23 protein-coding genes and 1 pseudogene are annotated in these 23,000 nt (G+C 67.0%); 13 read left to right on the forward strand and 11 right to left on the reverse strand.

Features of this window, described 5'->3' with window-relative positions:
• On the reverse strand, positions 1 to 574 hold a 574-nt coding region (locus GGR43_RS13015), incomplete at its 3' end, for a Rieske (2Fe-2S) protein (RefSeq protein ID WP_188072417.1).
• A gap of 158 nt (positions 575 to 732) precedes the next feature.
• On the opposite strand from GGR43_RS13015, the gene GGR43_RS13020 reads away from it, so the two are divergent.
• A complete protein-coding gene (locus GGR43_RS13020; RefSeq protein ID WP_223177446.1) occupies positions 733 to 1,569 on the forward strand; it encodes an SDR family oxidoreductase in 837 nt (278 codons plus the stop codon).
• Positions 1,570 to 1,719: 150 nt separating this feature from the next.
• On the opposite strand, the gene GGR43_RS13025 is transcribed toward GGR43_RS13020, so the two are convergent.
• On the reverse strand, positions 1,720 to 2,499 hold the full coding sequence (locus GGR43_RS13025) for an SDR family NAD(P)-dependent oxidoreductase (RefSeq protein ID WP_188072418.1): 780 nt from the start codon (positions 2,497 to 2,499) through the stop codon (positions 1,720 to 1,722).
• Positions 2,500 to 2,636: 137 nt separating this feature from the next.
• Here GGR43_RS13025 and GGR43_RS23560 point away from each other — a divergent pair.
• Positions 2,637 to 2,792 (forward strand): annotated as a pseudogene (locus tag GGR43_RS23560) (SDR family NAD(P)-dependent oxidoreductase); the annotation flags it as partial.
• A gap of 82 nt (positions 2,793 to 2,874) precedes the next feature.
• Complete coding sequence (locus tag GGR43_RS13035; RefSeq protein WP_188072420.1) at positions 2,875 to 4,047, forward strand: sulfotransferase family protein; 1,173 nt, start codon at positions 2,875 to 2,877, stop codon at positions 4,045 to 4,047.
• A gap of 167 nt (positions 4,048 to 4,214) precedes the next feature.
• On the opposite strand, the gene GGR43_RS13040 is transcribed toward GGR43_RS13035, so the two are convergent.
• On the reverse strand, positions 4,215 to 5,906 hold the full coding sequence (locus tag GGR43_RS13040; protein ID WP_188072421.1) for an FAD-binding protein: 1,692 nt from the start codon (positions 5,904 to 5,906) through the stop codon (positions 4,215 to 4,217).
• A 114-nt stretch (positions 5,907 to 6,020) separates the two neighbouring features.
• Here GGR43_RS13040 and GGR43_RS13045 point away from each other — a divergent pair, with 114 nt between their 5' ends.
• Complete coding sequence (locus tag GGR43_RS13045) at positions 6,021 to 6,782, forward strand: SDR family NAD(P)-dependent oxidoreductase (protein ID WP_188072422.1); 762 nt, start codon at positions 6,021 to 6,023, stop codon at positions 6,780 to 6,782.
• A 13-nt stretch (positions 6,783 to 6,795) separates the two neighbouring features.
• Positions 6,796 to 7,509 carry an EthD domain-containing protein gene (locus tag GGR43_RS13050; RefSeq protein WP_188072423.1) on the forward strand — a complete coding sequence of 238 codons (714 nt, stop codon included), beginning with the start codon at positions 6,796 to 6,798 and terminating at the stop codon, positions 7,507 to 7,509.
• Positions 7,510 to 7,531: 22 nt separating this feature from the next.
• Here the strand turns inward: GGR43_RS13050 and GGR43_RS13055 are convergent, their stop codons facing one another.
• From GGR43_RS13055 to GGR43_RS13065, 3 genes are read right to left on the reverse strand one after another with little or no spacing between them, the layout of a single operon-like run.
• Positions 7,532 to 8,284: an SDR family oxidoreductase gene (locus GGR43_RS13055; protein WP_188072424.1), complete on the reverse strand. Its 753-nt coding sequence runs from the start codon at positions 8,282 to 8,284 to the stop codon at positions 7,532 to 7,534.
• Between the two features lie 56 nt (positions 8,285 to 8,340).
• Positions 8,341 to 8,856: a nuclear transport factor 2 family protein gene (locus GGR43_RS13060; protein WP_188072425.1), complete on the reverse strand. Its 516-nt coding sequence runs from the start codon at positions 8,854 to 8,856 to the stop codon at positions 8,341 to 8,343.
• A 13-nt stretch (positions 8,857 to 8,869) separates the two neighbouring features.
• Positions 8,870 to 9,643, reverse strand: coding sequence for an SDR family oxidoreductase (locus GGR43_RS13065; RefSeq protein ID WP_188072426.1), 774 nt, complete (start codon positions 9,641 to 9,643; stop codon positions 8,870 to 8,872).
• A gap of 137 nt (positions 9,644 to 9,780) precedes the next feature.
• On the opposite strand from GGR43_RS13065, the gene GGR43_RS13070 reads away from it, so the two are divergent.
• From GGR43_RS13070 to GGR43_RS13080, 3 genes are all read left to right on the forward strand, one after another.
• Positions 9,781 to 10,314: a nuclear transport factor 2 family protein gene (locus GGR43_RS13070; protein ID WP_188072596.1), complete on the forward strand. Its 534-nt coding sequence runs from the start codon at positions 9,781 to 9,783 to the stop codon at positions 10,312 to 10,314.
• Positions 10,315 to 10,344: 30 nt separating this feature from the next.
• Positions 10,345 to 12,591, forward strand: a complete 2,247-nt coding sequence (locus tag GGR43_RS13075; RefSeq protein WP_188072427.1) for a TonB-dependent receptor — start codon at positions 10,345 to 10,347, stop codon at positions 12,589 to 12,591.
• A gap of 99 nt (positions 12,592 to 12,690) precedes the next feature.
• The gene (locus GGR43_RS13080; RefSeq protein ID WP_188072428.1) at positions 12,691 to 13,791 is read left to right on the forward strand and encodes a helix-turn-helix transcriptional regulator; all 1,101 of its coding nucleotides are present in this window, start codon (positions 12,691 to 12,693) and stop codon (positions 13,789 to 13,791) included.
• A gap of 31 nt (positions 13,792 to 13,822) precedes the next feature.
• On the opposite strand, the gene GGR43_RS13085 is transcribed toward GGR43_RS13080, so the two are convergent.
• The 5 genes from GGR43_RS13085 to GGR43_RS13105 form a co-directional block, all read right to left on the reverse strand.
• A complete protein-coding gene (locus GGR43_RS13085) occupies positions 13,823 to 14,314 on the reverse strand; it encodes an Lrp/AsnC family transcriptional regulator (protein WP_188072429.1) in 492 nt (163 codons plus the stop codon).
• A complete protein-coding gene (locus GGR43_RS13090) occupies positions 14,311 to 14,793 on the reverse strand; it encodes an Lrp/AsnC family transcriptional regulator (protein WP_188072430.1) in 483 nt (160 codons plus the stop codon). The genes GGR43_RS13085 and GGR43_RS13090 overlap by 4 nt, the downstream gene beginning before the upstream one ends.
• Before the next feature lie 263 nt (positions 14,794 to 15,056).
• Entirely contained in the window at positions 15,057 to 16,010 is a 954-nt protein-coding gene (locus GGR43_RS13095) for an alpha/beta hydrolase (protein ID WP_188072431.1), read from the reverse strand.
• A 39-nt stretch (positions 16,011 to 16,049) separates the two neighbouring features.
• Positions 16,050 to 16,865 (reverse strand): alpha/beta fold hydrolase, encoded by an 816-nt coding sequence (locus GGR43_RS13100; protein WP_188072432.1) that lies wholly within the window; start codon positions 16,863 to 16,865, stop codon positions 16,050 to 16,052.
• Between the two features lie 24 nt (positions 16,866 to 16,889).
• Complete coding sequence (locus GGR43_RS13105) at positions 16,890 to 18,110, reverse strand: acyl-CoA dehydrogenase family protein (RefSeq protein ID WP_188072433.1); 1,221 nt, start codon at positions 18,108 to 18,110, stop codon at positions 16,890 to 16,892.
• A gap of 289 nt (positions 18,111 to 18,399) precedes the next feature.
• Between GGR43_RS13105 and GGR43_RS13110 the strand changes: the two genes are divergently transcribed.
• From GGR43_RS13110 to GGR43_RS13130, 5 genes are read left to right on the forward strand one after another with little or no spacing between them, the layout of a single operon-like run.
• The gene (locus GGR43_RS13110; protein ID WP_188072434.1) at positions 18,400 to 19,314 is read left to right on the forward strand and encodes a VOC family protein; all 915 of its coding nucleotides are present in this window, start codon (positions 18,400 to 18,402) and stop codon (positions 19,312 to 19,314) included.
• Between the two features lies 1 nt (position 19,315).
• Entirely contained in the window at positions 19,316 to 20,206 is an 891-nt protein-coding gene (locus GGR43_RS13115) for a CoA transferase subunit A (protein WP_188072435.1), read from the forward strand.
• A complete protein-coding gene (locus GGR43_RS13120) occupies positions 20,206 to 21,006 on the forward strand; it encodes a CoA-transferase subunit beta (RefSeq protein WP_188072436.1) in 801 nt (266 codons plus the stop codon). Before GGR43_RS13115 ends, GGR43_RS13120 begins: the two co-directional genes overlap by 1 nt.
• The gene (locus GGR43_RS13125) at positions 21,006 to 21,911 is read left to right on the forward strand and encodes an enoyl-CoA hydratase (protein WP_188072437.1); all 906 of its coding nucleotides are present in this window, start codon (positions 21,006 to 21,008) and stop codon (positions 21,909 to 21,911) included. Before GGR43_RS13120 ends, GGR43_RS13125 begins: the two co-directional genes overlap by 1 nt.
• Complete coding sequence (locus tag GGR43_RS13130; protein ID WP_188072438.1) at positions 21,911 to 22,993, forward strand: NAD(P)H-dependent flavin oxidoreductase; 1,083 nt, start codon at positions 21,911 to 21,913, stop codon at positions 22,991 to 22,993. The genes GGR43_RS13125 and GGR43_RS13130 overlap by 1 nt, the downstream gene beginning before the upstream one ends.
• Positions 22,994 to 23,000 lie beyond the last annotated feature (7 nt).

Genomic DNA, 23,000 nt, shown 5'->3' on the forward strand with positions numbered 1-23,000 from the left:
AATCGATGGGATCTGAATACGGCGGCAATGGAGCCGGAAGCCTCACGGGAAAGGATACACAGAATGTGTTCTTGACAACCGTTTCCTCATACAAGTCGATCTTCCAGTTCACCCAGCCGGGCGCGTCCCAATGCCCGCCGAAATCGGGCAGCTCATAATCCGGCTCCAGCCCTTCGGGATCGTGCCACATCCAGATCGTGCCCGCGCGCTCGACCACCGGGAAGGTCTTGAGCTTCGCCGCCCTGGGGATGAAGTCGGAATAGGGGATATGGTCGCACTGCCCGTCCGGCCCGTAGCGCCAGCCGTGGAACGGGCAGCGGATCGATTCCCCCTGCACCTGCTCGCCGTCGCGCACGATATAGGAGGTGGTGTTCTTCGCCAGATGCGCGCCCATGTGCGGGCAATAGGCCTCCACCACATAGGCCTGCCCGCTTTCCCCGCGATACATCACCAGATCCTGGCCGAAATAGCGGATCGCCCTGGGGGTGGAGGTCGCCTCGCCGCTTTCGCCGATCATGAACCAGCCGCGCGGAAAATCAAACTCACCCAGACGATAATCCGAAGACCTAGCCATGTTCCATCCTCTCGTCATGCCCGGCAGCGCTGTCGCATCCTCTAGCATGGATGGACGGGCAGTGCCATAGGGGCAGCCATTAGCCGCATCATAAAACGCGCTTCATTTTACGCAAATAAATATGATTTTTGCAAGTTCCTTGTTTATTGCGTTTATAAATGGCAAAAAATTCCGCGCAAAGGGAAGAACGGGACAAGGAGGACAGGGTGCTGCTGAAGGACAAGGTGATACTCGTCAGCGGGGTCGGACCCGGCATGGGGCAGGCGCTCGCCCGAATCGCCGCGCGCGAAGGCGCCAGCGTGGTGCTGGGCGCGCGCAACGAGACCTTTCTGGCGCAGGTGCGGGACGAGATCGTCGGCGAAGGCGGCAAGGCGATCGCCTGCCCCTGCGACATATCGGATGCCGCCCAATGCGAGGCGATGGCGCACGCCGCCGCCGACGCCTTCGGGGGACGCATCCACGGGCTGGTGAACAGCGCCTATCATCATGGCGACTGGACGTTCGTGGAGAACAGCGACCCTGTGGATTTCGCGCGGGCGTTCGACGTCAACTGCCTCGGCGCACTGCGGCTGACGCAGGCCTGCATCCCCTATCTGCGCGACGGCGGCGCGGTGGTGAACATATCCACCATGGCGACGGTGCGGCCCTTCGGCACGCCGCACGGCATGGAAATGGGCTATGCGGTCGCCAAGGCCGGACTCAACACGCTGGGCAAATATATGGCGGCGGATCTGGGCCGTCACGGCATCCGCGTCAACACCTGCCGCATGGGGTGGATCCACGGCGCGCCGGTGGAGGGGCATATCCAGTCGCAGGTCGATGCCGGGCTCGACCGCGACGAGGTGGTGCGGGCGATCACCGCCGACATCCCGATCGGCATCATCCCGCCGGAGGACGACTGCGCCCGCGCCGTGCTGATGCTGCTGTCCGATTACAGCCGCGTGGTGAGCGGGGCGACGCTGGACATAAACGGCGGCCACTGGATGACCCCCTAGGGTGGGTCGAGGTTCCGCTCATGCGGGCCTGCGAAGCGCGCTCTTCTGCGCTTCGGTGCTCACGGACCTTAAGTCCGCTGCGCTCCGATGCTCGAAGAGCACGCCTCTCGGCTCCACCTGAACGAAACCTCGACCCACCCTACGCCTTTTTCAGACCCCCGGCGCGCCGGGCATGCCGGTGTAATAATGGCCGGTCAGCATGCCGCCATCGACCGCGATTTCCGCGCCGGCGAGGTAGGAGGCCTCGTCGCTCGCCAGGAACAGCGTGGCGCGCGCGACCTCTTCCGGGCCGCCCACGCGTTGCAGCGGAATGTTGCCGAAGCGCTCGTTCACCTTTTCACGCGCCGCGCCTTCATAATTGGTCATTACCGTATCCACGCCGCCGGGGTGGACCGAATTGACGCGGATGCCGCGATGCCCCAGTTCCAGCGCGGCGACGCGCGTCAGCCCGCGCACGCCCCATTTGCTGGAGGAATAGGCGGCGAGGCCGTTGGCGCCCTTCATCCCGTCGACGGACGAGATGTTGACGATCGACCCCTTGCCCCGCGCGATCATCCCCGGCGCCACCGCCTTGATGCCGAGGAACTCGCCGGTCAGGTTGACGTCCAGCACGCGCCGATATTCTTCAAGCGAGGTGTCGAGCAGCGTGCGGAACAGCAGGATGCCCGCATTGTTCACCAATATGTCGACCGGGCCGAGATCGGCCTCGACCGCGCCGACGACCGCCGCCCAATCCGCCTCGCTCGACACGTCGTGGCGATAGAAGCGCGCGGCCTCGCCCAGCTCCGCCGCCAGCGCCGCGCCCGCATCCTCCAGCAGGTCGGTGATCGCGACCTTCGCGCCTTCCGCCGCGAACAGGCGGCTGGTCGCCGCCCCCATGCCGCGCGCGCCGCCCGTGATGATCGCCACCTTGCCCTTCAGCCTGTCCATATAGTCTCTTCCCGATGAATTGAATGCAGATTTTTTCCGATATAAGTACGCATTTATAGCATATAAATTATCTTATTGCCTTTTATGCGTAGTTATATGAGATATGAGGCATAGGCAATCGAAAAGGGAAAGAGCGGATGCGTTTTGCGGGCAAATGCGCGGTCGTCACCGGCGCGGCTTCGGGCATCGGCCTCGCGGTCGCGCGACGGCTCGCCGCCGAGGGCGCGCTGCTGGTGCTGGGCGACCGCAACGAGGACGGCGTGCGCGAGGCCGCGCTGTGCGATCCCGAGGACATTGCCGCCGCCTTCGCCGTGGACGGCGGCCAGACCGCGGGCTGACCGCCCGCATCCCCAATCGCACCGGAGGAATTCGAAGATGACGACCGCGACCGCCCAGCCCCTGCTTCTCGACCGCGAAGCGCTGCTCCATCAGGCGCGCGAGCGGGCGGGCCTGGAGGATTTCGGCGACCTGTGGTTCCTCGAACCGATGGATCGCCTGCTGGAGGAGTCCAATCGCGAGGGGCGGCTGACCGCGGCGGGCCATGCCGCGCAGACGGATAGCATCGTCCGGGGCCTCGTCAACCGGCTGCGCATGGTCGAGGATATCAAACGCCATCCCGAAATCCTCGAAGAGAGGGTGGACGTCGCGGGCATTATCCTCGGCCTGCCGCGCACCGGCAGCACCATCTTCCAGCGCCTGCTCGCCAGCGCGCCGGGGATGACCGGTCTGCGCTGGTACGAGGCGCAGAATTTCGCGCCCTTTCCCGGCGAGCGGCGCGGCGACCCGGCGGAGCGGCGCGCTCACGCCCGGCGGACGATCGACGGCTGGCTGGCCCTCGCGCCCGAACTCGCGTCCATCCATCCGCTCGACCCCGACGCGCCGGATGAGGAGGTGATCGTGCTGGGGCAGATGTTCGTCAGCACCATGGTCGAGGCGATGAACTTCGTGCCGGGCTTCGCGCGCTGGCTCAACGATTATGACCAGAGCCGGGGGCATGAGGATCTCAAGACCATCCTGCGCTACCTGCAATGGCAGGATCCGTCGCGGCGGGGGCGGAAATGGATCCTCAAGAGCCCGTCCAACCTGCCCTATGCCGAGGTCGCGGCCAACGCCTTTCCCGACGCGCTGCTGATCATGACGCATCGCGACCCGGTGCAGACGGTGCCCTCTTACGTCTCGATGCAGGCCGCGCTCTACAAGCTGAGCGCGAGCGTGGACGACCGGGAGGTGGGCGGCTTCTGGTTCCCCCGGCTGGTCGACTGGATGCACAGGTTCGAGGCCGCGCGTGCGCGGATCGGCGAGGATCGCTTCATCGACATCGACTATCGCGAGGTCGGCCGAGCGCCGCTGGCGCAGGCGGAGCGGGTGCTGGCGCGCTTCGGCATTCCGGTCGATGGCGCGGTGGAGGAGGTGCTGAAGGAATTTCTCGCCGGCAACAAGCGCGAGCAGCGCCCGATGCACGACTATTCGCCGGAGCGCTTCGGCCTGAGCGAGGAAGCGATCCGCCGCGACTTCGCCACCTATCGCGCGCGTTATATCAGGGAATGAGGGGGACGCTTCAGGGACCCGTGTGGCGCCATCAATCCTCCCTCCCCTTCAGGGGAGGGGACCGAGGGGTGGGGTATATGCCGCTGGGCGCGAATGCCGATTTCCAGGGCGAGACCCCACCCCAACCCCTCCCCTGAAGGGGAGGGGCTTGATGTCGCATACTTCCCTCAGCCATTCCCGCCCGTCATCTCCCGCGCCGCGATATAGCCGAAGGTCATCGCCGGGCCGATCGTCACCCCAGCGCCGGGGTAGCTTTCCCCCATAGCCGAAGCCGCATTGTTGCCGACCGCATAGAGGCCGGGAAGCACGTTGCCTGCATCGTCCAGCACCTGCGCCCGCGCATTGGTGCGCAGGCCGCCATTGGTGCCGATATCGCCCGGATAGATCGGCATCGCGTAGAAAGGCCCCTCGGTCAGCGGGCGCAGGCAGGGGTTGGGGCCGTGGCGCGGGTCGCCGTACATCTTGTCATAGGCCGCCTCGCCGCGATGGAAATCCGGGTCCTCGCCCCGCACCGCATGATCGTTGAAGCGCGCCACCGTGGCGACGAGGCGGGCGGGATCGACGCCGATGCGCTCCGCCAGTTCGCCGATCGTGCGCCCTTTCCTCACTATGCCGCGCACCGCGCGCCGGTGCAGCGCGTCGGGGATCAACGGATAGAGCGGCCCCATCGGGAACTGGCGGCGATAGCGACGGTCGAAGATCATCCAGCTGGGGCTGGCGTCCCCCTCCGCCTGCTGGCGCCGGGCCATTTGCTGGCCGACGATATGGTAGGAGGCCGCCTCGTTCAAATAGCGCTCTCCCCCGCCGTTGACCATGATGCAGCCGGGCAGCGCGCGCTCGATCGTGCACAGCCGCCCGCGATCCTCGCCGGGCACGTGAAAGACCGGCGCGGCCCAGGCGGACTGCATGTTCATCACGCCCGCGCCGATCGCCTGCCCCGCCCGGATGCTGTCGCCGGTGTTGCTGGTGACGCCGCCCGAACAGGGCGCACTCGGATAGAGCGGCGCATGCGCGTCGCGCATCGCCTGATTCTTGTCGAAGCCCCCGGCGGCGAGCACCACGCCCTTGCGCGCGCCGATGCGGCAGGGGCGGCCGTCCTTTTCCACCACCGCGCCGACGACCCGGCCATCCTCCCGCACCAGTTCCCGCAGCGGCGCGTTCAGCCAGAGCGGCACCTGCGCCTCGTTGAGCGCCATGCGCAACCCGCCGGTCAGCGCATTGCCCAGCGTCAGCCTCCGGTCCTTGCGCGAGGTGAAGCGGAACGGCCAGTCGAACCAGTAGCGCGCCATGTTGACGGCCAGGCTCTTCATCCAGCCCTTCGAGCGGTAAAGCAACTGATAGGTTTCGGTGAAATGCCAGTTGAGATAGCCGAACAGGCTCGCCGCCGGGGACGGGAAGCGCTGGGTGCGGATGTCCGCGCCCAGCGGCCTGCCGTCGAGCGGCAGCGGCAGGTGGGTGCGGAAGCCCTGCGCCGACCCGCCGGGATTTTCCGCGTGATAATCGGGATAGGGAAAGGCCATGTAGCTGACCGGCGTGTTCGCCATCAGCCAGCGCAGCATCGGCGCGGCATTGTCGACATAGGCGCGGATATTCTCGTCCGGCACATTGTCCGCCGACAGCGCGCGCAAATAGGTGAAGGCGGCGTCCAGATCGTCCTCGAACCCGGCGGCTTTCGCCACGTCGCTGCCCGGTATCCATATGCCCGCGCCCGATGTGGCGGAGGTGCCTCCCCACAAGTCCGCCTTTTCCACGATCAGCACATCGGCCCGGTTGCGCGCGGCCACCAGCGCGGAAAGCATGCCGCCCGCGCCCGACCCCACCACGAGGATATCGACTTCCTTGTCCCACTTGTCGCCCATGCTGATCCGCCGCCTCGTATAAATTAACGCATATTGCGATATATATTGCGCTTAAGTCAACTTCTTGCGTAGCATATAATCAATTATTCTACGATTAATCGCAAAGGATGGGAAATGGCCGAGCTGAGGGGAAAGACCGCGCTGATCACCGGGGCCGGGCAAGGGGTCGGCAAGGGCATCGCGCTGGCGCTGGCGAGCGAGGGGGTGAATCTGGCGTTGGCGGGCCGCACGCTCGAAAAGGTCGAACGGACCGCGCAGCTGGCCGAAGGGCGCGGCGTGCGCGCGCTGGCGCTGGCCTGCAATGTCCGCGCCGCCGACGATCTGGAGGACGTTGCGGAAATCACCGCGCGGGAATTCGGCGGCATCGACATCCTCGTCAACAATGCGCAGGAGGTGCCGCTGGGCCTGCTCGATGAGGTGAGCGACGAGGCCTTCCTCGCCGGGTTCGAATCCGGGCCGCTCGCCACCTTCCGGCTGATGAAGCTGGTGCGTCCGCATATGGCGGCGCGCGGCGGCGGCACGATCGTCAACCTCGCTTCCTCGGCGGGGATACGCTGGGACATGGCGACCTATGGCTGTTACGGCGCGGTCAAGCAGGCGACGCGCGCGCTCACCCGCGCCGCCGCGTCGGAATGGGGGCGGGAGAATATCCGCGTGCTGGCCATCGCGCCACATGCGGAATCGCCGGGCCTCAAATGGTGGATCGAGAACAACCCGGAGGAGGCGGATGCCTTTTTCCGCACCATCCCGCTGGGCCGCATCGGGCGGCTGGAGGAGGATATCGGCCGCGCCGTCGTCGCGCTGTGCGGATCGGACCTGAGCTACCTGACCGGCGCGACGATCCCGCTCGACGGCGGGCAGGCGAATTTCGACTGAGGAGGAGCGGGCAATGGAAAAGCTGGTCTATGCGCTTTGGGCGCCGGAGGGCGAGAGCCGCGCCGATTTCGGCGTGCGCCTCGTCGCGCAGTTGCCGGCTGCATTGAAGGCGGCGGGCGCGCGCGGCATCCGCCTCAACGTCCGCGACGCGGCGGTGGATGCGGCGGCGGGTCTCGTCCAGCACTGGCAGGCTCCGCAACAGGATGCGGTCGCGCAATTCTGGCTGCCGTCCGCCAATGCGCATTTCCGCGGGCCGGTCGACGCGCTCTTTACCGATCTGGGCGGACGGTTCGCGGCATGGCTGGTCGCGGAATCGACGATCCTCCCCAATCGCGACCACCCGCCCCGGCGCGGCGAGCGCACATGGGGCTGGTCGCAGGCGAGCTTCCTCTCCTTCCGTCCGGACCTGCCTTGGGACGAAGCCGTCGCCCATTGGCACGGCCATCACACGAAAGTCGCGATCGAGACGCAGCGCAATTTCGAATATGTGCAGAATATCGTCGTGCGCGCGCTGACGCCGGACGCGCCGGATTATGACGCCTTCGTCGAGGAATGCTTCCCGGCCGGGGCGATGACCGACCCGCATGTCTTTTTCGACGCGGTGGGGGACGAGGCGAAGTTCGCCGCCAATCTGGGCCGGATGATGGAAAGCTGCACCGCCTTCCTCGACATGGGGCGGATCGACATCATCCCGACCAGCCAGTTCGATTTCGCCTGTCTCGGCTAGACCCGCGCCGCCGCCCGCCCGGTCAGATCGCCGTCGCCGCGCGCCATGGCCGCATCGATCTGGTGATGAAGCTCGCCCCGTCGGAGCACAGCCAGACCACCGCCTCGGCGATCTCCTCCGGCCTGCCCATGCGGCCCATCGGCGTCATATTCTCGATCACCGAGCGGATCTTCGGATCGGCGGCGAGCGGCGCGGTCATCGCGGTTTCGATCACGCCGGGGCAGATCGCGTTGACGCGGATGCCCGCCGTCGCCCAGCGCAGCGCGCCATGGCGGGTCAGGCCGATGACGCCGTGCTTGGACGCGGTATAGGCGGGCTGCGACGGATTGCCGACGATGCCGTTGATCGACGCGGTGTTGACGATCGCGCCGCCGCCCTGCTTCAGCATCACCTCGGCTTCCTCGCGCATGCACAGCATCACGCCGGTCAGGTTGATGCCGATCGCCCGATCCCAGTTCGCATCCTCATATTCGTCCGCGCCCAGGCTGTTGATGCCCGCATTGTTGAACGCATGATCGAGCCGCCCGAAATGCGCGACGGCGGCGGCGACCATCGCCTTGACCTGATCGCCATCGCTGACGTCGCAATGCTGGTAGACGGCCTTGCCACCCGCCCGCTCGATCAGCGCGACGGTTTCCGCGCCGCCCGCATCGTTGACGTCGCTGACCAGCACCGCCGCGCCGGAGCGGGCGAAGGCGATCGCCGCCGCGCGGCCGATGCCGCTGCCCGCTCCCGTCACCAGCGCGGCCTTGCCGTCCAGACCATAATGGATCATCGAAACTCCTTCCCTGTGATGCCCTGTGATGCGTGTGAAAGCGGTGGCGTCGGCCGTCATGCCGCCGGGGCGGCGGCGGGCATCTCGCCCCACAGGCCATAGCGCGCCGACCCGTCCTCGCCGATCTCCTCGCTCAGGATCGAGCCGATGCGGCTGACCGATTCGGCGATCCACCAGCGGCCGTCCTGCCGGCGATAGACATCCTCATATTCGACGACGAGCTGCGTCACCGTCCGGCTCGCGAGCAGGATGGTGCGGAAATTCAGCGTCCAGCGCCCATGCGCCTCATCCGGTCCGGTCAGCTCGATATCGGCATTGCCCGCATGATGCAGGTCGTAGACCCCGCCCTGACAGGCCATCTGGCGATAGACCGCGATGAAATCCTCGCGCCGGGTGAACAGCGGGAAATTCTGGTAATCGAGCCGGACGCCCTGCGGCAGCAGCGTGTCGCGCAGCTCGTCCACCCGCTTCAGGTCGCAGGCGCGCAGATAGCGCGCCTTGAGCTGGCGTATCGCGTTGATATCCTCCAGCGCCGCCACGCGCGCGGCGAGATCCTCCAGACTGATCGACATATTCCCTCTTCCCTCAACCGACCGCGCCGGCATTTTCCTTGACGATTTCGAGGAACAGCGGCCGTTCCCCGCCGCCATGCACCTCCAGCCGCGCGCCGCTGATATAGGCGGCGGCGGGCGAGGCGAGGAACGCCACCGCCTCGGCGACATCCTCGCCCCGCCCCATGCGGCGCAAGGGCAGCGAGGCGGCGATGCGCTGCTGCGCCTGCCCGGTGCCGTAGGTCATCTCCGCCGTCTCGGTCTCGATCAGGCCGACGATGATCGCGTTGACGCGCACCTGCGGCCCCCATTCCTGCGCGAGGCTGGTGGTCAGGCTGACGAGGCCCGCCTTGGCCGCGCCATAGACGGCGGTGCCCGGCGACGGGCGGACGGCCGAGACGCTGGCGATGTTGACGATGGAGCCGCCCACCGCGCGCAGATGCGGCAGCGCCGCCTGCGACACATGGAGCGGCGCGAGCAGGTTGAGGTGCAGGATGCGCTCCGAAAAGCGGGGGCTGGCGGTGGCGGCGTCGGCAGGCGGCGAGCCTCCGGCATTGTTCACCACCAGATCGATGCGGCCATGGCGCGCGGCGACGGCGGCGATCCAGCGCCCGACCGCCTCGGCATCGCGAATGTCGCACGCGTCGAAATCCGCCTCGCGTCCATCGGCGGCGATCGGGGCTTCGGGCGCGGAGCGGCCGCAGGTGGCGACGCGATAGCCCTGCCCCAGCAGATGCCGCACGATCGCCGCGCCGATGCCGCGCGTGCCGCCGGTGACGACCGCAACCCTGTCCCGCCCTTCAACCACTCTCGTCCCTCCGTTCCGCTATCGTCGCCCGCCACAGTCGGCATTGCAATCATCGTATCATATTTCTATTATAGATACGCATTTAAATCATATCATGCAAAAAAATATGCGCTTTGCGTTAATATATGGAGGAAGGGATGGCCTATACCCTGCAACAGCTCAGCGACATGGAGGATATCCGCGCGCTGAAGCATCGCTATTTCCGGGGCATCGACACGGCGGACATGGCGCTGCTGGCCACCCTCTTCACCGCCGATGTCGGCGTCGAATATCGCGGCGGCACCTATCGCGTGCGCCTGTCCGGCCGCGACGCGATGGTGGAGTTCCTCGCCAACAGCTTCCATTCCGGCGCGGTCGCGATGCATCACGGACATATGCCGGAAATCACCCTGACCGGCCCCGACGAGGCCGAGGGCATCTGGTATCTGGAGGACATCTTCATCAATCTGGAAGAGCGGTTCCGCACCGTCGGCACCGCCATCTACCGCGACCGCTACCGCCGCGAGGACGGCGTGTGGCGCATCGCCCGCACCGAATATGACCGGGTGATGGAGATCGTCTCGCCGATCGACCCCGACGCTCGCCTAACCGCCCATCTGCTCGGCCGGACAGGTCGCAAGCCGGAGGAGCGCAGCGACATCGGCCATCTGATCGAATGGGAAACCGCCTGAACGGCACCAGCATGCACAAGGGGAGGATATATGAGGAAAGCGCTTTTCGGCATCACCGCATTGGGGACGCTGTGCCTGCCCGCGATGGCGGCGGCCCGGCAGGACGACGGCCCGGCGGAGGCGGGCCTGCAATCCGCCGGCGATATCGTCGTCACCGCCCGGCGGCGGGAGGAGAAATTGCAGGACGTGCCGATCGCGGTCAGCGCCGTCGACGCCTCCGGCCTCGACAGCCGCGGCCTCGGCACTGTGACGCAGATCGGGCAGATCGCGCCCAATATCCAGTTCACGCCGGGGCAGGGCGGCAATAGCGGCGCGATCGCGCCCTTCATTCGCGGCGTGGGGGAGAATGACTTCATCATCACCTCCGACCCGGCGGTCGGCGTCTATATCGACGGCGTCTATGTCGCCCGCACCTTCGGCGCGATGACGGAATTGCTGGGCATCGATCGGGTGGAGGTGCTGCGCGGGCCGCAGGGCACGCTGTTCGGCAAGAACACGGCCGGCGGCGCGATCAACATCGTTTCCGCCGTGCCGGGGCAGCAGCGGAAGATCGAGGCGGACCTGCGCTACGGATCGTTCAACACGGTGCGCGCGCGCCTCTATGCCGAAACGCCGCTGTCGGGCGACTGGTCGCTGGGCGTGGCCGCGCTCGGCGAGTTCGGCGAAGGCTGGCAGAAGGTCCCGTCCGGCAAGAATCTGGGCAACCGCAATGTCGTCGGCGGCAAGGCGGCGCTGCACCATGACGGCGCTACGCTCGACGCGCTGCTCCAGATCGACGGCCTGCGCCGCCGCCAGCACGCCGCGCCGCACAGCATGATCGCCTTCACCCCGACCTTCCTGTCGGACCTCCAGTCGGCCTTCCTCGCGCCCTGCTGTGCCGTGCCGGACCATATCGACCGGACGGACGGCTCGCCCGCGCTCAACCGGGATGAAACCGACGCCTTCAACGCGGCGCTGACGCTGACCGCCGACCTCGGCGGCGCGACGCTGAAGTCGATCACCGCCTATCGCCATGTCGAGGCGCTGTTCGGCCGCGACGGCGACGCATCCGCCGCGATCGACTATGCGGGCGACGTTCATGACGAAAAGGCGCGGCAGATCAGCCAGGAGGTGCAACTGGCGCTCGACCTGGGCAATCGCGGCACGCTGCTGCTCGGCGCCTTCGTCTATCGCGAAAAGACGCGCGACGACACCCGGCTGGTGGTGGCGGACGGACTCTATCCGGCGCTGATCGCCGCCGGTTTCGACCCCGCGCTGGCGACCGCGCTCGACCTCAACATCGATTTCCGCAACCGCCAGCGCACCGACAATCTCGCGCTGTTCGCCAACGGCAATTACGAGCTGGCCGACGGCCTGTCGCTGGAGCTGGGCGCGCGCTACACCTGGGAGAAGAAGAAATTCAGCCAGTCGGCCATGCGCCTCTATTCGGGCCAGCCGCTGCTGGCGGGAACGCCCTATTACGAGCTGGAAAAGAGCTGGGACGCCTTCACTCCGCGCGCCTCGCTGTCCTACAAGATGCAGCCCGGCCTGATGGCCTATGCCTCCTTCTCGCGCGGCTTCCGCTCCGGCGGGTTCAACGGCCGCCCGACCTCGCTGGAGGAGGTCGGCTCCTACGACCCGGAATATCTGACCGCCTATGAAGCGGGGATCAAGGCGAGCTTCGGGCGGATCGCGACGGTCAACCTCGCGGTCTTCCGCAACAGCTACAAGGACCAGCAGATACTGGTGTCGACCGTCAGCCCGGACAGCGGGCTGCTGATCGTGCGCAACGAGAATGCGGGCCGTTCGCGCATTCAGGGCTTGGAGCTGGAGGGCATGGTCCGCGTGTCGCCCGGCTTCACGCTGAGCGGCGCGCTGGGTCTGCTCGATGCGAAATATCTGGACTATGTGTCGGTCATCAACGGTGTGCCCACCGACGTCAGCGACCGCAAGCCGAAGCAGGCGCCGGACATCACCGCCAATCTGGGCGCGGCCTACGAGACCCCGCTGGGCGATGCGCTGGACGGCCTGTTCCGCGTCGATATCGCCTATAAGAGCGAGGTCCATGTCGATACCGAGAACACCGCGCTGCTGCGCCAGCCCGATCATGCGATCGTCAATGCGAGCGCGGAGTTCCGGTTGACCGGCACCGGGCTGTCGCTGCGCGCGGGCGTGGACAACATCACCGACAAGCGCATCATCACGGCGGGCTACGACGCGAGCACCAGCTTCGGCTTTACCGAAGCCTATTATTCGCCGCCGCGCCGCTACAGCCTGACCCTCGCCTACCGGCACTGACCGATGGGCCGCAGGATGGGAAAGCGCGGGCCGCCGCGCGCGCCTTCCCCGCCTTTATTCCTTGCGCACGGGCCGGGCGCATGGCTCTATGGCGGGAAGATGGACGACCCGCACACTCCCGACGCGCCGCCGGCCGACGAAGCGGCCCTGCTGCCGTTGCTGGAGGCCCTTTATGGCGGGCTGACGCAGGACCCGCCGTGGGAAAGCTTCCTGCGCGCGCTGGCGGAGGCGACGGACGCGCCGTTCGCCTCGCTGCTGGTCGCGACCGGCAGCAGCGGCATCGCCTCGCATGTCACGCCCGGCGTCGATCCCGACCGCGCGGACGAATATGAGCAGCTGTCCGACGCCGACCCCTTCGTCGATCTGCCGGAAGGGCAGGTGGTGATCTTCAGCGATTTCGTGCGCCATGTGCCGCCGCGCTTCCGCGAATGGCTGGACAAGGCGCGCGCCGGGCAGATCATGGGCGTCGACCTGCACGCCCCCTCCGGCGCTTCGGTGCGGCTGCGGGTGACGCGGGACATGAGCTGGCCCGATTTCGGCGACAAGGAAATGGCGCTGACCGCCCGCCTCGTGCCCCATTTGCGGATCGCGCTGGACCTGCACGCCCGGCTCACCTCGACGCAGGCGGAGCGGCAGGTCTTTTCCACCGCAATGGAGGGGCTTGCGGTCGCCACCTTCATCCTGGCGCGCGACGGGCGCATCCTGCGGCGCAACGCGGTGGCCGATCGCATGCTGCACGAGGCGGGCGCGCTGCGGGAACGGAACGGGCGGCTGGAACCCGGCGTCGGCGCCGCGCCGATGCTCGACCGCCTGCTGCGCGCGCCGCCGCCGCCGGGCGAGGAGAAAAGGCTGGAAATCGCGGTGCCCGACGGCCCGCCCTTGCGCGGCGTGGCGCGCGCGCTGCCGCCCAACGCCTATGGCGACGGCGCGAGCCTGGCGCTGTTCCTCGCCGATCCGGCGCGCAGCGGCGGGCCGGACCCCGATTCGCTGCGCGACCGCTTCCAGCTTACCCCGGCCGAGGCCGCGCTCGCGATCCAGCTGGCGGAGGGGGCGGCGCTGGTCGATGCGGCGCGGGCGCTCGACATCGCGCACAACACCGCGCGGGCGCATCTGCGTGCGATCTTCGCCAAGACCGGCACCCACAGGCAGGTGCAGCTGGTCCATCTGCTGCGGACCAGCACCGGCGGCTTCACGGTCTGAACGCGCCTTCCCCAACGGGAAGCGGACGGGATCAATCCGGCGCGCCGCCGCGCGTGATCTTGGCGATGCCCGCCTCATATTTGAGGTTGTGCACCGATACCGAGGTTTCCACCCGCTGCACGCCGGGCAGCGGCCGGATGCGGTGGAGGATCAGGTCGTTCAATCGCTCCAGGCTGGTGAACAGCCCCATCGCCAGCAGGCTGTAGCGGCCGAGCAGCACCACGACGCAGGTGATTTCCGGCATGTCCGACAGCGCGCGCGCCAGATCCTCGACATGGGAGGGATCGGCGTCGATCCCCATCATGCAGAGGTTGGGCGAACCGGCCATGCGGAAATCGGTGACGACGGTGAACTGGATCAGCCCTTCATTCTGCAACCGCTTGATGCGGGTGCGGATCGTGCCCTCGGTCACCCCCAGCTCGGCGGCGATCGCGCGGTTGGAGATGCGGGCGTCGCGCGACAGCTTCTCGACGATGCCCCGGTCCAGCTTGTCCAGACGGGTCGGATGGGCGGATTCGGTCATAGCGGCACCACGTTGAATTCGAATTTCACGATATCGACGGCGATCCCCGGCGTGATGTGCGACACGCCCTCGACCTCCGCGATATGCTCGAACAGCAATTGCTGGACTTCGGAAAAGTCGTGCAGCGCGACGAGCAATTCTATGTCGTGGCCGCCGTTCATGATGTTGACGCTGAGCACCTGGCGCAGGCGGGCGAGATCGCGGCCGACCGCCTCTATGTCCCGCCCGTGCACCTGCACGCCCAGCGCGATGATGACGTTGTAGTTGTGCGCGGAAAAATCGGTGACGGCCACCACCCGCATCACGCGGGCGTCCTCCATCTTCTGGAGACGGGCGGAAACGGTCGCGGCGGTGACGGAAAGCCGCTCGGCGATTTCCTGGTTGGTGGCCCGCCCGTTGGTGCGCAGTATTTCGATGATGTTGGTGTCGAGACTGTCGAGCGACGGCGGCGTCATCGTCTGCCCGTTCCTGATCTGCATTATCGCCTGCCTTCCCTGTTGGACCCTGCCTCCATAACCCGCGCCCATGGGGAGTTCCAGAGGCCGCGCCGGCGCGATCGGGCCGGGCGGGAGCGGGTTTTCCTCGATCCTGACATCGCCCTCTATCGCATGCGATTACGAAAGCAACCGAAACCTCTTTTGCTGTTTTCCCGTAATGCGCAACAAAAATCGGGATTATCGACGTGAAATGCAAAGCGGCGCGGGACGGGACGACCCTTCCCGCCATGCCCTGCCCCGCCCGCTCAGGCCGCCTCGCCCGGATGCAGCGCCCGGCGCAGCGCGGCCACCGCGTCGCGCTTCATTCGCCGGACCGGCGGCGCGTCGGGCACCACGTCGAAGCCGTGATAGGCGCCGGGGTAGACATGCAGCTCGACCGGCACGCCCGTCTCGATCAGGCGGCGGGCATGGTCCAGATCCTCGATCACGAACAGGTCGAGCGCGCCCACGGCGATGAAGGCGGGCGGCAGGCCCGCCAGATCCCCGGCCCGCGCCGCCGCCTCATAGGGCGAGACATCGGCCGCACCCGGCTCGCGGCCGAGCAGCGAGCGCCAGCCGAAGGCGTTGCCCTGCGGCGTCCACACCAGCGCGCCGAGATGCGGGGCATGGGCGGCGGCGCAGGTGCGGTCGTCCAGCATCGGATAGATGAGGTTCTGGTGCGCGATCGCCGGGCCGCCCCGGTCGCGGGCGAGCAGCGCCAGCGCCGCGGCGAGGCCGCCGCCCGCGCTTTCGCCGCGGACGGCGATGCGGGCGGGGTCGATATCCAGCGCCGCCGCGCGGTCGCGCAGCCAGCACAGCGCGGCGTAGCAATCCTCGACCGCCCCAAGCCCCTGCGTTTCGGGCGCGAGGCGATAGTCGACCGAAACGACGACCGCGCCCGCCCTCGCCGCCAGTTCGATATTGGCCAGATGATTGGTGGCGACCGAGCCCAGCACGAAGCCGCCGCCATGGATGTGGAGGATCGCGGGCAGCGTGCCCGCCGCCGCCTCCGGCCGATAGACCCGGACCAGCAGCTCATGCCCGGCGGGCGCGGTGAAGCGCTCCTCCCGCCAGGCGACGCCATGGCCCTCCGGTTCGGGGATCATCGCCGACATCTGCGCCAGACCTTCGCGGATCGCCGGCAGGGCTTCCTCGGTCAGATCGAGGGCGGGCATGATATCCAGCCCCGGCAGCAGGGTGGGGTCCACCAGATCGCGCATTTTCAAAAACCTCTCTCGTTCGTCTTGTGCTTCGTTTCGTCAGCCCCGGAGGAAAGCGACCGCATGGCGGTTGAACTCGTCCGCCTTTTCCACCTGCACCCAATGGCCGGTGCCGTTGAAGGTGATGCAGCGCACATCGTCGCACGAGTCGAAGAAATAATCGATTCCCGACAGGGGCATGAACCGCTCGTTGCGGCCCCAGAACAGCAGGATCGGCATCTTCAGCTCGCCCAGGCGCGGGCGCAGATTGGGCGTGCGCATCCGCACGATCACATCCTTGGGCTGCGTCCGCGCGACGGCGAAGCGCTCCTTCACCAGCGCGTCTTTCACATGCACCGGATCATGGACAAGGTTGGTGATCAGGCGGCGCTGCTCCTCCTCGTTGAAATCGGGGCCGCCGAAGGAGCTGACCATGCCGGCGATGCCGGGCATTTTGAAATACTCCTCCCGCTCCTCGATGCAGCCGGGCGCCATCAGGATCAGCCGCTCGACGAATTCCGGATGGTCGAGCGCCATCTGGATCGCGATGCCGCCGCCCAGCGAATTGCCGACCAGCACCACCTTGTCGAGGCCATGGGCGACCAGCGCCTCGTGCAGCGTATCGGTGAACAGCTCCAGCGTATAGTCGATTCCCTCCGGCTTGGAGGAACCGCCATAGCCGATCAGGTCGGGCAGGACGACGCGGAAGCCGTTGTCGGCGAAATAGCCCGCATTCTGCCGGAAATTGGAAAGGCCCGACGCGCCGGGACCGCTGCCGTGGATGAACACGACGGCCGGGCCGCCGCCCGTTTCCGCGATCACGATCTCATGGCCGCCGGAAACGCGATAGCTGCTGTGCCTGATGTCCTTCGTCATGTCGGATCGCCTCTCGGATGAAGGTCAGATGAAGGTGAAGCCCGGCTGCGCGCCCTGCATCGTGCCGATCACGTCGCTGGTGCGGTTCGCCGGATCGTTGGCGACATGCGCGCGCGCGGCCTGGAGGTCTAGCCAGGGCTGGACGACCGGGCTGGACATGTAGATCGCCCGCCCGCCGAGCAGCTTCATCATCTCGTCGGCCAGCTCGGCGAGGCGCCGCACCACGCTGGCGGACTGATAGGCGAAGAGGCCGCGCCGGTCCATCGGCACCGGCTCGCCCCGCTCGGCATAGCCCATCATCTCGTCGAAGGTCGCGCGCTGCGTCATTTCCATCTCGTTGCATTCGGCGATCGCGCGGGCGATCGCGGCATGCAGGAACGGATCATGCTTCGCCGCCTTGCCGGTATTGGTCGATACGCGGCTTTCCATGATCCCGATCGCCGCGCCGATGGCGTTGCGCAGCCCGCCAAAGGCCGAGGTGGAAACAGAGCGCATGAAGATCTGCGCCCAGGGCAGGCGATAGAGCGGTCCGTCATTTTCGCGCTGGCCCGGATTGGTGCAGGAAAAGCCGTCGACGGAGCGGTGGGTGCGATGCTCCGGCACGAACACCCGCTCGACCACGATGTCGAAGCTGCCGGTGCCCTGAAGGCCGAACGTGTCCCACGTTCCCTCGATCACCTGATAGTCGGTGCGCGGCAGTAGGAAGGTGCGCATGTCCGGCGGGCCGCCGTCGGTGTCGAAATTGATCGCGCCCAGCAGCACCCAGCCGCAATGGCTGGAGCCGGAGGAAAAGCCCCAGCGGCCGGACAGGTAGAAGCCGCCGTCCGCCTTCTCCACCTTGCCGACGGGCTGGTAGGTGGAGGATATCAGCATGTCGGGCGTATCGCCCCACACCTCGCGCTGCGCCTCGTCGGGGAACAGCGCCAGCTCATAGGGGTGGCAGCCGAGCACGCCATAGATCCAGCCGGTCGACATGCAGCCTTCGGCCAGCGCCTTCTGCACCTCGAAGAACACGTTGGGGTGCATTTCATAGCCGCCCCAGCGCCGGGGCTGGAGGATGCGGAACAGGCCCGCCTCGCGAATCTCCGCGACGCTCTGCGCCGGGACGTCATGGGCCAGCGTGCAGGCGCGCGCGCGCTCCCGCAGCGCGGGGATCATGTCCCGCGCGCGCCGGATCAGGGTTTCCGCCGACGGCGCCCCTTCCCCCAATTCGCTCTCCGCCCGATTTGCTGCTGCGCCGGTCATCGCCTTCTCCACTTGAATCCCAATAGCGAGATTTGCTATATGCGTAGCTCATATAATCAGTTATTACGCAAACAGTCAACAAAAAGAGCTATTGCACATTCCACTCGATGCTTATAGGCGCTTTGTGAACGAATTGCCATTATACCGTTGATGATCGCGGCACGGCGCGCCAGATTTGCAAAAGAATCATCGGCATGATGGCTGGAAATGCGTAGCATATGTCCATGACGGCAGCGATAACGGACATTCGGCACCGAATGGAAAAGGGAAGAAAGGCGAGACAGCGCATATGGCAGTAAAATCGCTAGGCTATCTGGTTATCAGCGCGCGGAATCTGGACGCATGGCGCGATTTCGCCTGCAATTTCGCGGGGCTGATGGAGGCCGCTTCGGACCGCGACGATGTCGCGCTGTTCCGCATCGACGACCGCCCCTTCCGCCTCTGGGTCGAAAAGGCCGACCGGGATGCGCTGGTCGCGCCGGGTTGGGAATGCGCGGATCGCGACGATTTCGAATCGGCGCTGGCGAAACTCGCAGCCGCAGGGCGGCCGGTCGAGCGGGCGGACGTGATGGAGGCGCGCGCGCGCAAGGTCTATGAGTTGGCGCGCTCGTCCGACCCGGCGGGCAATCCGATGGAACTGTTCTATGGCCGCTTCGTCGATTATGCGCCCTTCGTCTCGCCCGCCGGGGTGAGCGGCTTCGTCACCGGCGACAATGGCGACATGGGCCTCGGCCATATCGTGCTGACCGCCCCCGATTTCGACGAGACGCACCGCTTCTACAAGGAGGTGCTGGGCTTCGGCGACACCGATCTCGGCCGCTTCTATCTGGCGGGCGGCGGGCCGGACGATGCGGGGGTGGGCTTCGCCTTCCTCCATTGCAATGGCCGCCACCACAGCCTCGCGCTCGGCCAGATGCCCGAAAATCCCAGCGGCGCGGTGCACATGATGCTGGAGGTGAAGGCGCTGGAGGATGTCGGCCGCGCCTATGACCGGGTGCTGAACAGCAAGGGCAAGGTGCATCTGTCGGCGACGCTCGGCCGCCATGTGAATGACAAGATGACGTCCTTCTATATGCGCACGCCCGGCGGGTTCGACCTCGAATATGGCTGGAACGGTCTGGTGATCGACCCTGCGACCTGGGTGCCGACCACCAGCCTGTCGGTGAGCGACTGGGGCCACAAATGGGCCCATGAAAGCGAGTGAGATGACGACGAAGACTCTGGACAAGCGAATGGCGGCGCGGGACGTGGTGGCGTCGCTGCACGACGGTATGACGATCGGGATCGGCGGCTGGGGTCCCCGGCGCAAGCCGATGGCGCTGGTGCGCGAGATACTGCGCTCCGACCTCAAGGACCTCACCATCGTCGCCTATGGCGGCGCCGATGTCGGCATGCTGTGCGCGGCGGGCAAGGTGCGGAAGCTGGTCTTCGCCTTCGTCTCGCTCGACGCCATCCCGCTGGAGCCGTGGTTCCGCAAGGCGCGGGAGAGCGGCCAGATCGAGGTGCTGGAACTGGACGAGGGCATGTTCCAATGGGGCCTGAAGGCCGCCGCCTTCGGCCTGCCCTTCCTGCCGACCCGCGTGGGCCTCGGCACCGATCTCGCCGAGCTGGGCGGCCTGCGGACCGTGCAGTCGCCCTATGAGGATGGCGAGACGCTGATCGCCATGCCCGCGCTGAAGCTCGACGCGGCGCTGATCCACGCCAATCGCAGCGACTGGCGCGGCAATGTCCACCTGTTCGGCCCGGACAGCTATTATGACGAATGGTTCGCGCGAGCGGCGGCGAAAACCTATGTCTCGTGCGAGGAGCTGGTCGACCGGATGGAGGACCATCATCCCGGCGACGCGCATTTCAACATCGTCGAGCGCTGCTTCGTCAGCGGCGTCGTCCACATGCCCTGCGGCGCGCATCCCAGTTCCATGCCGCCCGCCTATGGCTGGGACATGAAGGCGTTCAAGGCCTATGCCGATGCGGCGAAGGATCCGGGCGACTGGGCCACCGTCGCCGACCGCTTCGTGGGCGCGAGCGAGCAGGCCTATCTGGAAAGCATTGGCGGAAAGGAGGCGGTGGCGGCTCTTCCGCTGCCGATATTCTGATGACTGATATCACCCTGGCAGAACTCTGCATCTTCGCCTGTTCGGAGGCGTTCCGCGGCAATGGCGAGATCATCGCCACCGGCGTCGGCCCGGTGCCGCGCCTCGCCGCCGGCCTCGCCAAGCTGACCCACAGCCCGGAGCTGCTGATGACCGACGGCGAGGCCTATCTGGTCGAGCAGCCGGTGCCGATCGGCCCGCGCGGCTATGACGATCGCAAGGCGGCGGGCCACCTGCCCTTCTCGCGCTTCTTCGACAGCGCGGTGTGGACCGGCCGCCGCCATGCGATGGTGACGCCGACCCAGCTCGACCGCTTCGGCCAGATCAACCTCAGCTATCTGGGCGGCAGTCATGCGCAACCAAAGACGCAGATGCTGGGCGTGCGCGGCTTTCCGGGCAACACCATCTATCATCCGAACAGCTTCTTCTTCCCCGCCCACTCGCCGCGCGTGTTCGTGCCGGGCGAGGTCGATATGGTGTCGGGCGTCGGCTATAATCCGGCAAAGCGCGTGGCGGGCGGCAATTATTCGGGCGTCGACCTGCGGCGGATCGTCACCAATTTGTGCGTGATGGATTTCGGCGGCGAAAACGCTGACGGCAATCGGGCCATCCGCGTCGTCTCGCTGCACCCCGGCGTCAGCTTCGACGAGGTGCAGGCGGCGACCGGCTTCCCACTCGAACGGGGCGAGATCGTCGAAACGCCGCTGCCCGATGCGCAGGCGCTGGAGATCATCGCCGCGCTCGACCCGCACGGCATCCGCGCGGGCGTCATCAAGGACAACCCGCCCGCGAGGAGGCCGTGATGAGCGATCTGGACCGTCTGGCCGAGCCGAGGACCGCCGACATCGTATACGAAACCGACGAGCCGGTCCGCTATGAGGTGGACGGCGCGGTCGCCCATGTCGTCATGAACCGGCCGCAGTACAACAACGCGCAGAACAGCCAGATGACCTACGCGCTCGACGCCGCGTTCCGGCGCGCGGTCGATGACGATGCGGTCCGCGTGATCGTGCTGCGCGGGGAAGGCAGGCATTTCTCCGCCGGGCACGATATCGGCACGCCCGGCCGCGACGTGGCGAAAAGCTGGGACCGCGCGCACCTGCTGCCCGATCATGTGAACAAGCCGGCGGCGGAGTTCCTCTACACGCGCGAGCAGGAAGTCTATCTCGGCATGTGCCGCCGCTGGCGCGATATCCCCAAGCCCACCATCGCCGCCGTGCAGGGCGCGTGCATCGCGGGCGGGCTGATGCTGGCATGGGTGTGCGACCTGATCGTCGCGACCGACGACGCCTTCTTTCAGGATCCGGTGGGCCGCATGGGCATTCCCGGCGTCGAATATTTCGCCCACGGCTTCGAACTGCCGCCGCGCGTCGCCAAGGAATTCATCCTGCTGGGCGAGCGGATGAGCGCGCAGCGGGCCTATGGTTTCGGCATGGTCAACCGCCTCTCGACGCGCGACACGCTGCTGGCCGACGTCAGGATATGGGCCGATGAGCTGGCGAGCCGCCCGCGCCTCGGCAATTGGCTGACCAAGCAGGCGCTCAACCATGTCGAGGACCTGCGCGGCAAGCGCACGGCGATGGACGCGGTGTTCCACATGCACCATTTCGCCCATGCGCAAAGCGACCTGACCTCGCAGAATTCGCTGGGCGGCATGACCGCGAAGTCGATGGCGGCGGCCAACAAGCAACAGGCGGGCGAAGGCTGATGGGCGATCCGCTGCGCACCGTGCTGACCGAGCGGCTGGGCTGCCGCTGGCCGATCCTCCAGACCGCGATGGGCTGGGTGGCGGAGCCGGGCCTCGTCATCGGCAGCTCCAATGCCGGCGCCTTCGGTTTCCTCGGCGCGGCGGTGATGACGCCGGACGAGGCGCGCGGGAAGATATTGGAGGTGCGGCGCGGCACCGACCGGCCCTTCGGTGTGAATTTCCACATGTTCCAGCCGGGCGCGGAGCAGATCGTCGAGCTGATTCTCGCCAATCGCGATCAGGTGCGCGCGGTCAGCTTCGGCCGTGGCCCCAATGCGAAGATGATCGCGCGCTTCCGGGATGCGGGCATCCTCTGCATCCCCACGGTCGGCGCGGTCAAGCATGCGCAGAAGATGGTCGAGCTGGGCGTCGACATGGTGACGGTGCAGGGCGGCGAAGGCGGCGGGCATACGGGCTCCGTCCCGACGACCGTGCTGCTGCCGCAGGTGCTCGACGCGGTGCCGGTGCCGGTGATCGCCAGCGGCGGCTTTGCCGACGGACGCGGCCTCGCCGCCGCGCTCGCCTATGGCGCGGCCGGCATCGCGATGGGCACGCGCTTCCTGCTGACGCGCGAAAGCCCGGTCGCGGAGCAGGCGAAGGCCGAATATCTGAAGGCCGGCACCGACCGCATCATCGTCACGACGAAACTGGACGGCATCCCGCAGCGCGTGGTGCGCGGTAGGCTGATGGAGCGGATCGAGAAATCCGGCAGGCTCTCCCTGTGGCTGCGCGCGATCGAGGCGAGCCGGGCGATGAAGAAGCAGAGCGGCGCAAGCTGGCTCGACCTCATCCGGTCGGCGCGCGGCATGACCGCCCATGGGGCGATGCCGCTCAAGCAGGCGATGATGGCCGCGACCATGCCGATGCTGATCCAGAAGGCGGTGGTCGAGGGCGACGTCGATCATGGCGTGCTGGCGACCGGCATGGTCGGCGGGCGCATCGGCGACGTGCCGACATGCAAGGAACTGGTCGACCGCATCGTCGCGGAGGCGCGGGGGCGGCTGGCGGCGCTGGCCGCGCAAGGCTGCGAAACTGCGGCCTGAGGAGGGA

Source organism: Sphingobium jiangsuense, assembly GCF_014196495.1.
GTDB classification, from domain to species: Bacteria; Pseudomonadota; Alphaproteobacteria; order Sphingomonadales; family Sphingomonadaceae; genus Sphingobium; species Sphingobium jiangsuense.

Coding starts and splice junctions, on each gene's coding strand:
- GGR43_RS13020 (WP_223177446.1), top strand. CDS start 733: ATGGCAAAAAATTCCGCGCAAAGGGAAGAACGGGACAAGGAGGACAGG.
- GGR43_RS13025 (WP_188072418.1), bottom strand. CDS start 2,499: ATGGACAGGCTGAAGGGCAAGGTGGCGATCATCACGGGCGGCGCGCGC.
- GGR43_RS13035 (WP_188072420.1), top strand. CDS start 2,875: ATGACGACCGCGACCGCCCAGCCCCTGCTTCTCGACCGCGAAGCGCTG.
- GGR43_RS13040 (WP_188072421.1), bottom strand. CDS start 5,906: ATGGGCGACAAGTGGGACAAGGAAGTCGATATCCTCGTGGTGGGGTCG.
- GGR43_RS13045 (WP_188072422.1), top strand. CDS start 6,021: ATGGCCGAGCTGAGGGGAAAGACCGCGCTGATCACCGGGGCCGGGCAA.
- GGR43_RS13050 (WP_188072423.1), top strand. CDS start 6,796: ATGGAAAAGCTGGTCTATGCGCTTTGGGCGCCGGAGGGCGAGAGCCGC.
- GGR43_RS13055 (WP_188072424.1), bottom strand. CDS start 8,284: ATGATCCATTATGGTCTGGACGGCAAGGCCGCGCTGGTGACGGGAGCG.
- GGR43_RS13060 (WP_188072425.1), bottom strand. CDS start 8,856: ATGTCGATCAGTCTGGAGGATCTCGCCGCGCGCGTGGCGGCGCTGGAG.
- GGR43_RS13070 (WP_188072596.1), top strand. CDS start 9,781: ATGGCCTATACCCTGCAACAGCTCAGCGACATGGAGGATATCCGCGCG.
- GGR43_RS13075 (WP_188072427.1), top strand. CDS start 10,345: ATGAGGAAAGCGCTTTTCGGCATCACCGCATTGGGGACGCTGTGCCTG.
- GGR43_RS13080 (WP_188072428.1), top strand. CDS start 12,691: ATGGACGACCCGCACACTCCCGACGCGCCGCCGGCCGACGAAGCGGCC.
- GGR43_RS13085 (WP_188072429.1), bottom strand. CDS start 14,314: ATGACCGAATCCGCCCATCCGACCCGTCTGGACAAGCTGGACCGGGGC.
- GGR43_RS13090 (WP_188072430.1), bottom strand. CDS start 14,793: ATGCAGATCAGGAACGGGCAGACGATGACGCCGCCGTCGCTCGACAGT.
- GGR43_RS13095 (WP_188072431.1), bottom strand. CDS start 16,010: ATGCGCGATCTGGTGGACCCCACCCTGCTGCCGGGGCTGGATATCATG.
- GGR43_RS13100 (WP_188072432.1), bottom strand. CDS start 16,865: ATGACGAAGGACATCAGGCACAGCAGCTATCGCGTTTCCGGCGGCCAT.
- GGR43_RS13105 (WP_188072433.1), bottom strand. CDS start 18,110: ATGACCGGCGCAGCAGCAAATCGGGCGGAGAGCGAATTGGGGGAAGGG.
- GGR43_RS13110 (WP_188072434.1), top strand. CDS start 18,400: ATGGCAGTAAAATCGCTAGGCTATCTGGTTATCAGCGCGCGGAATCTG.
- GGR43_RS13115 (WP_188072435.1), top strand. CDS start 19,316: ATGACGACGAAGACTCTGGACAAGCGAATGGCGGCGCGGGACGTGGTG.
- GGR43_RS13120 (WP_188072436.1), top strand. CDS start 20,206: ATGACTGATATCACCCTGGCAGAACTCTGCATCTTCGCCTGTTCGGAG.
- GGR43_RS13125 (WP_188072437.1), top strand. CDS start 21,006: ATGAGCGATCTGGACCGTCTGGCCGAGCCGAGGACCGCCGACATCGTA.
- GGR43_RS13130 (WP_188072438.1), top strand. CDS start 21,911: ATGGGCGATCCGCTGCGCACCGTGCTGACCGAGCGGCTGGGCTGCCGC.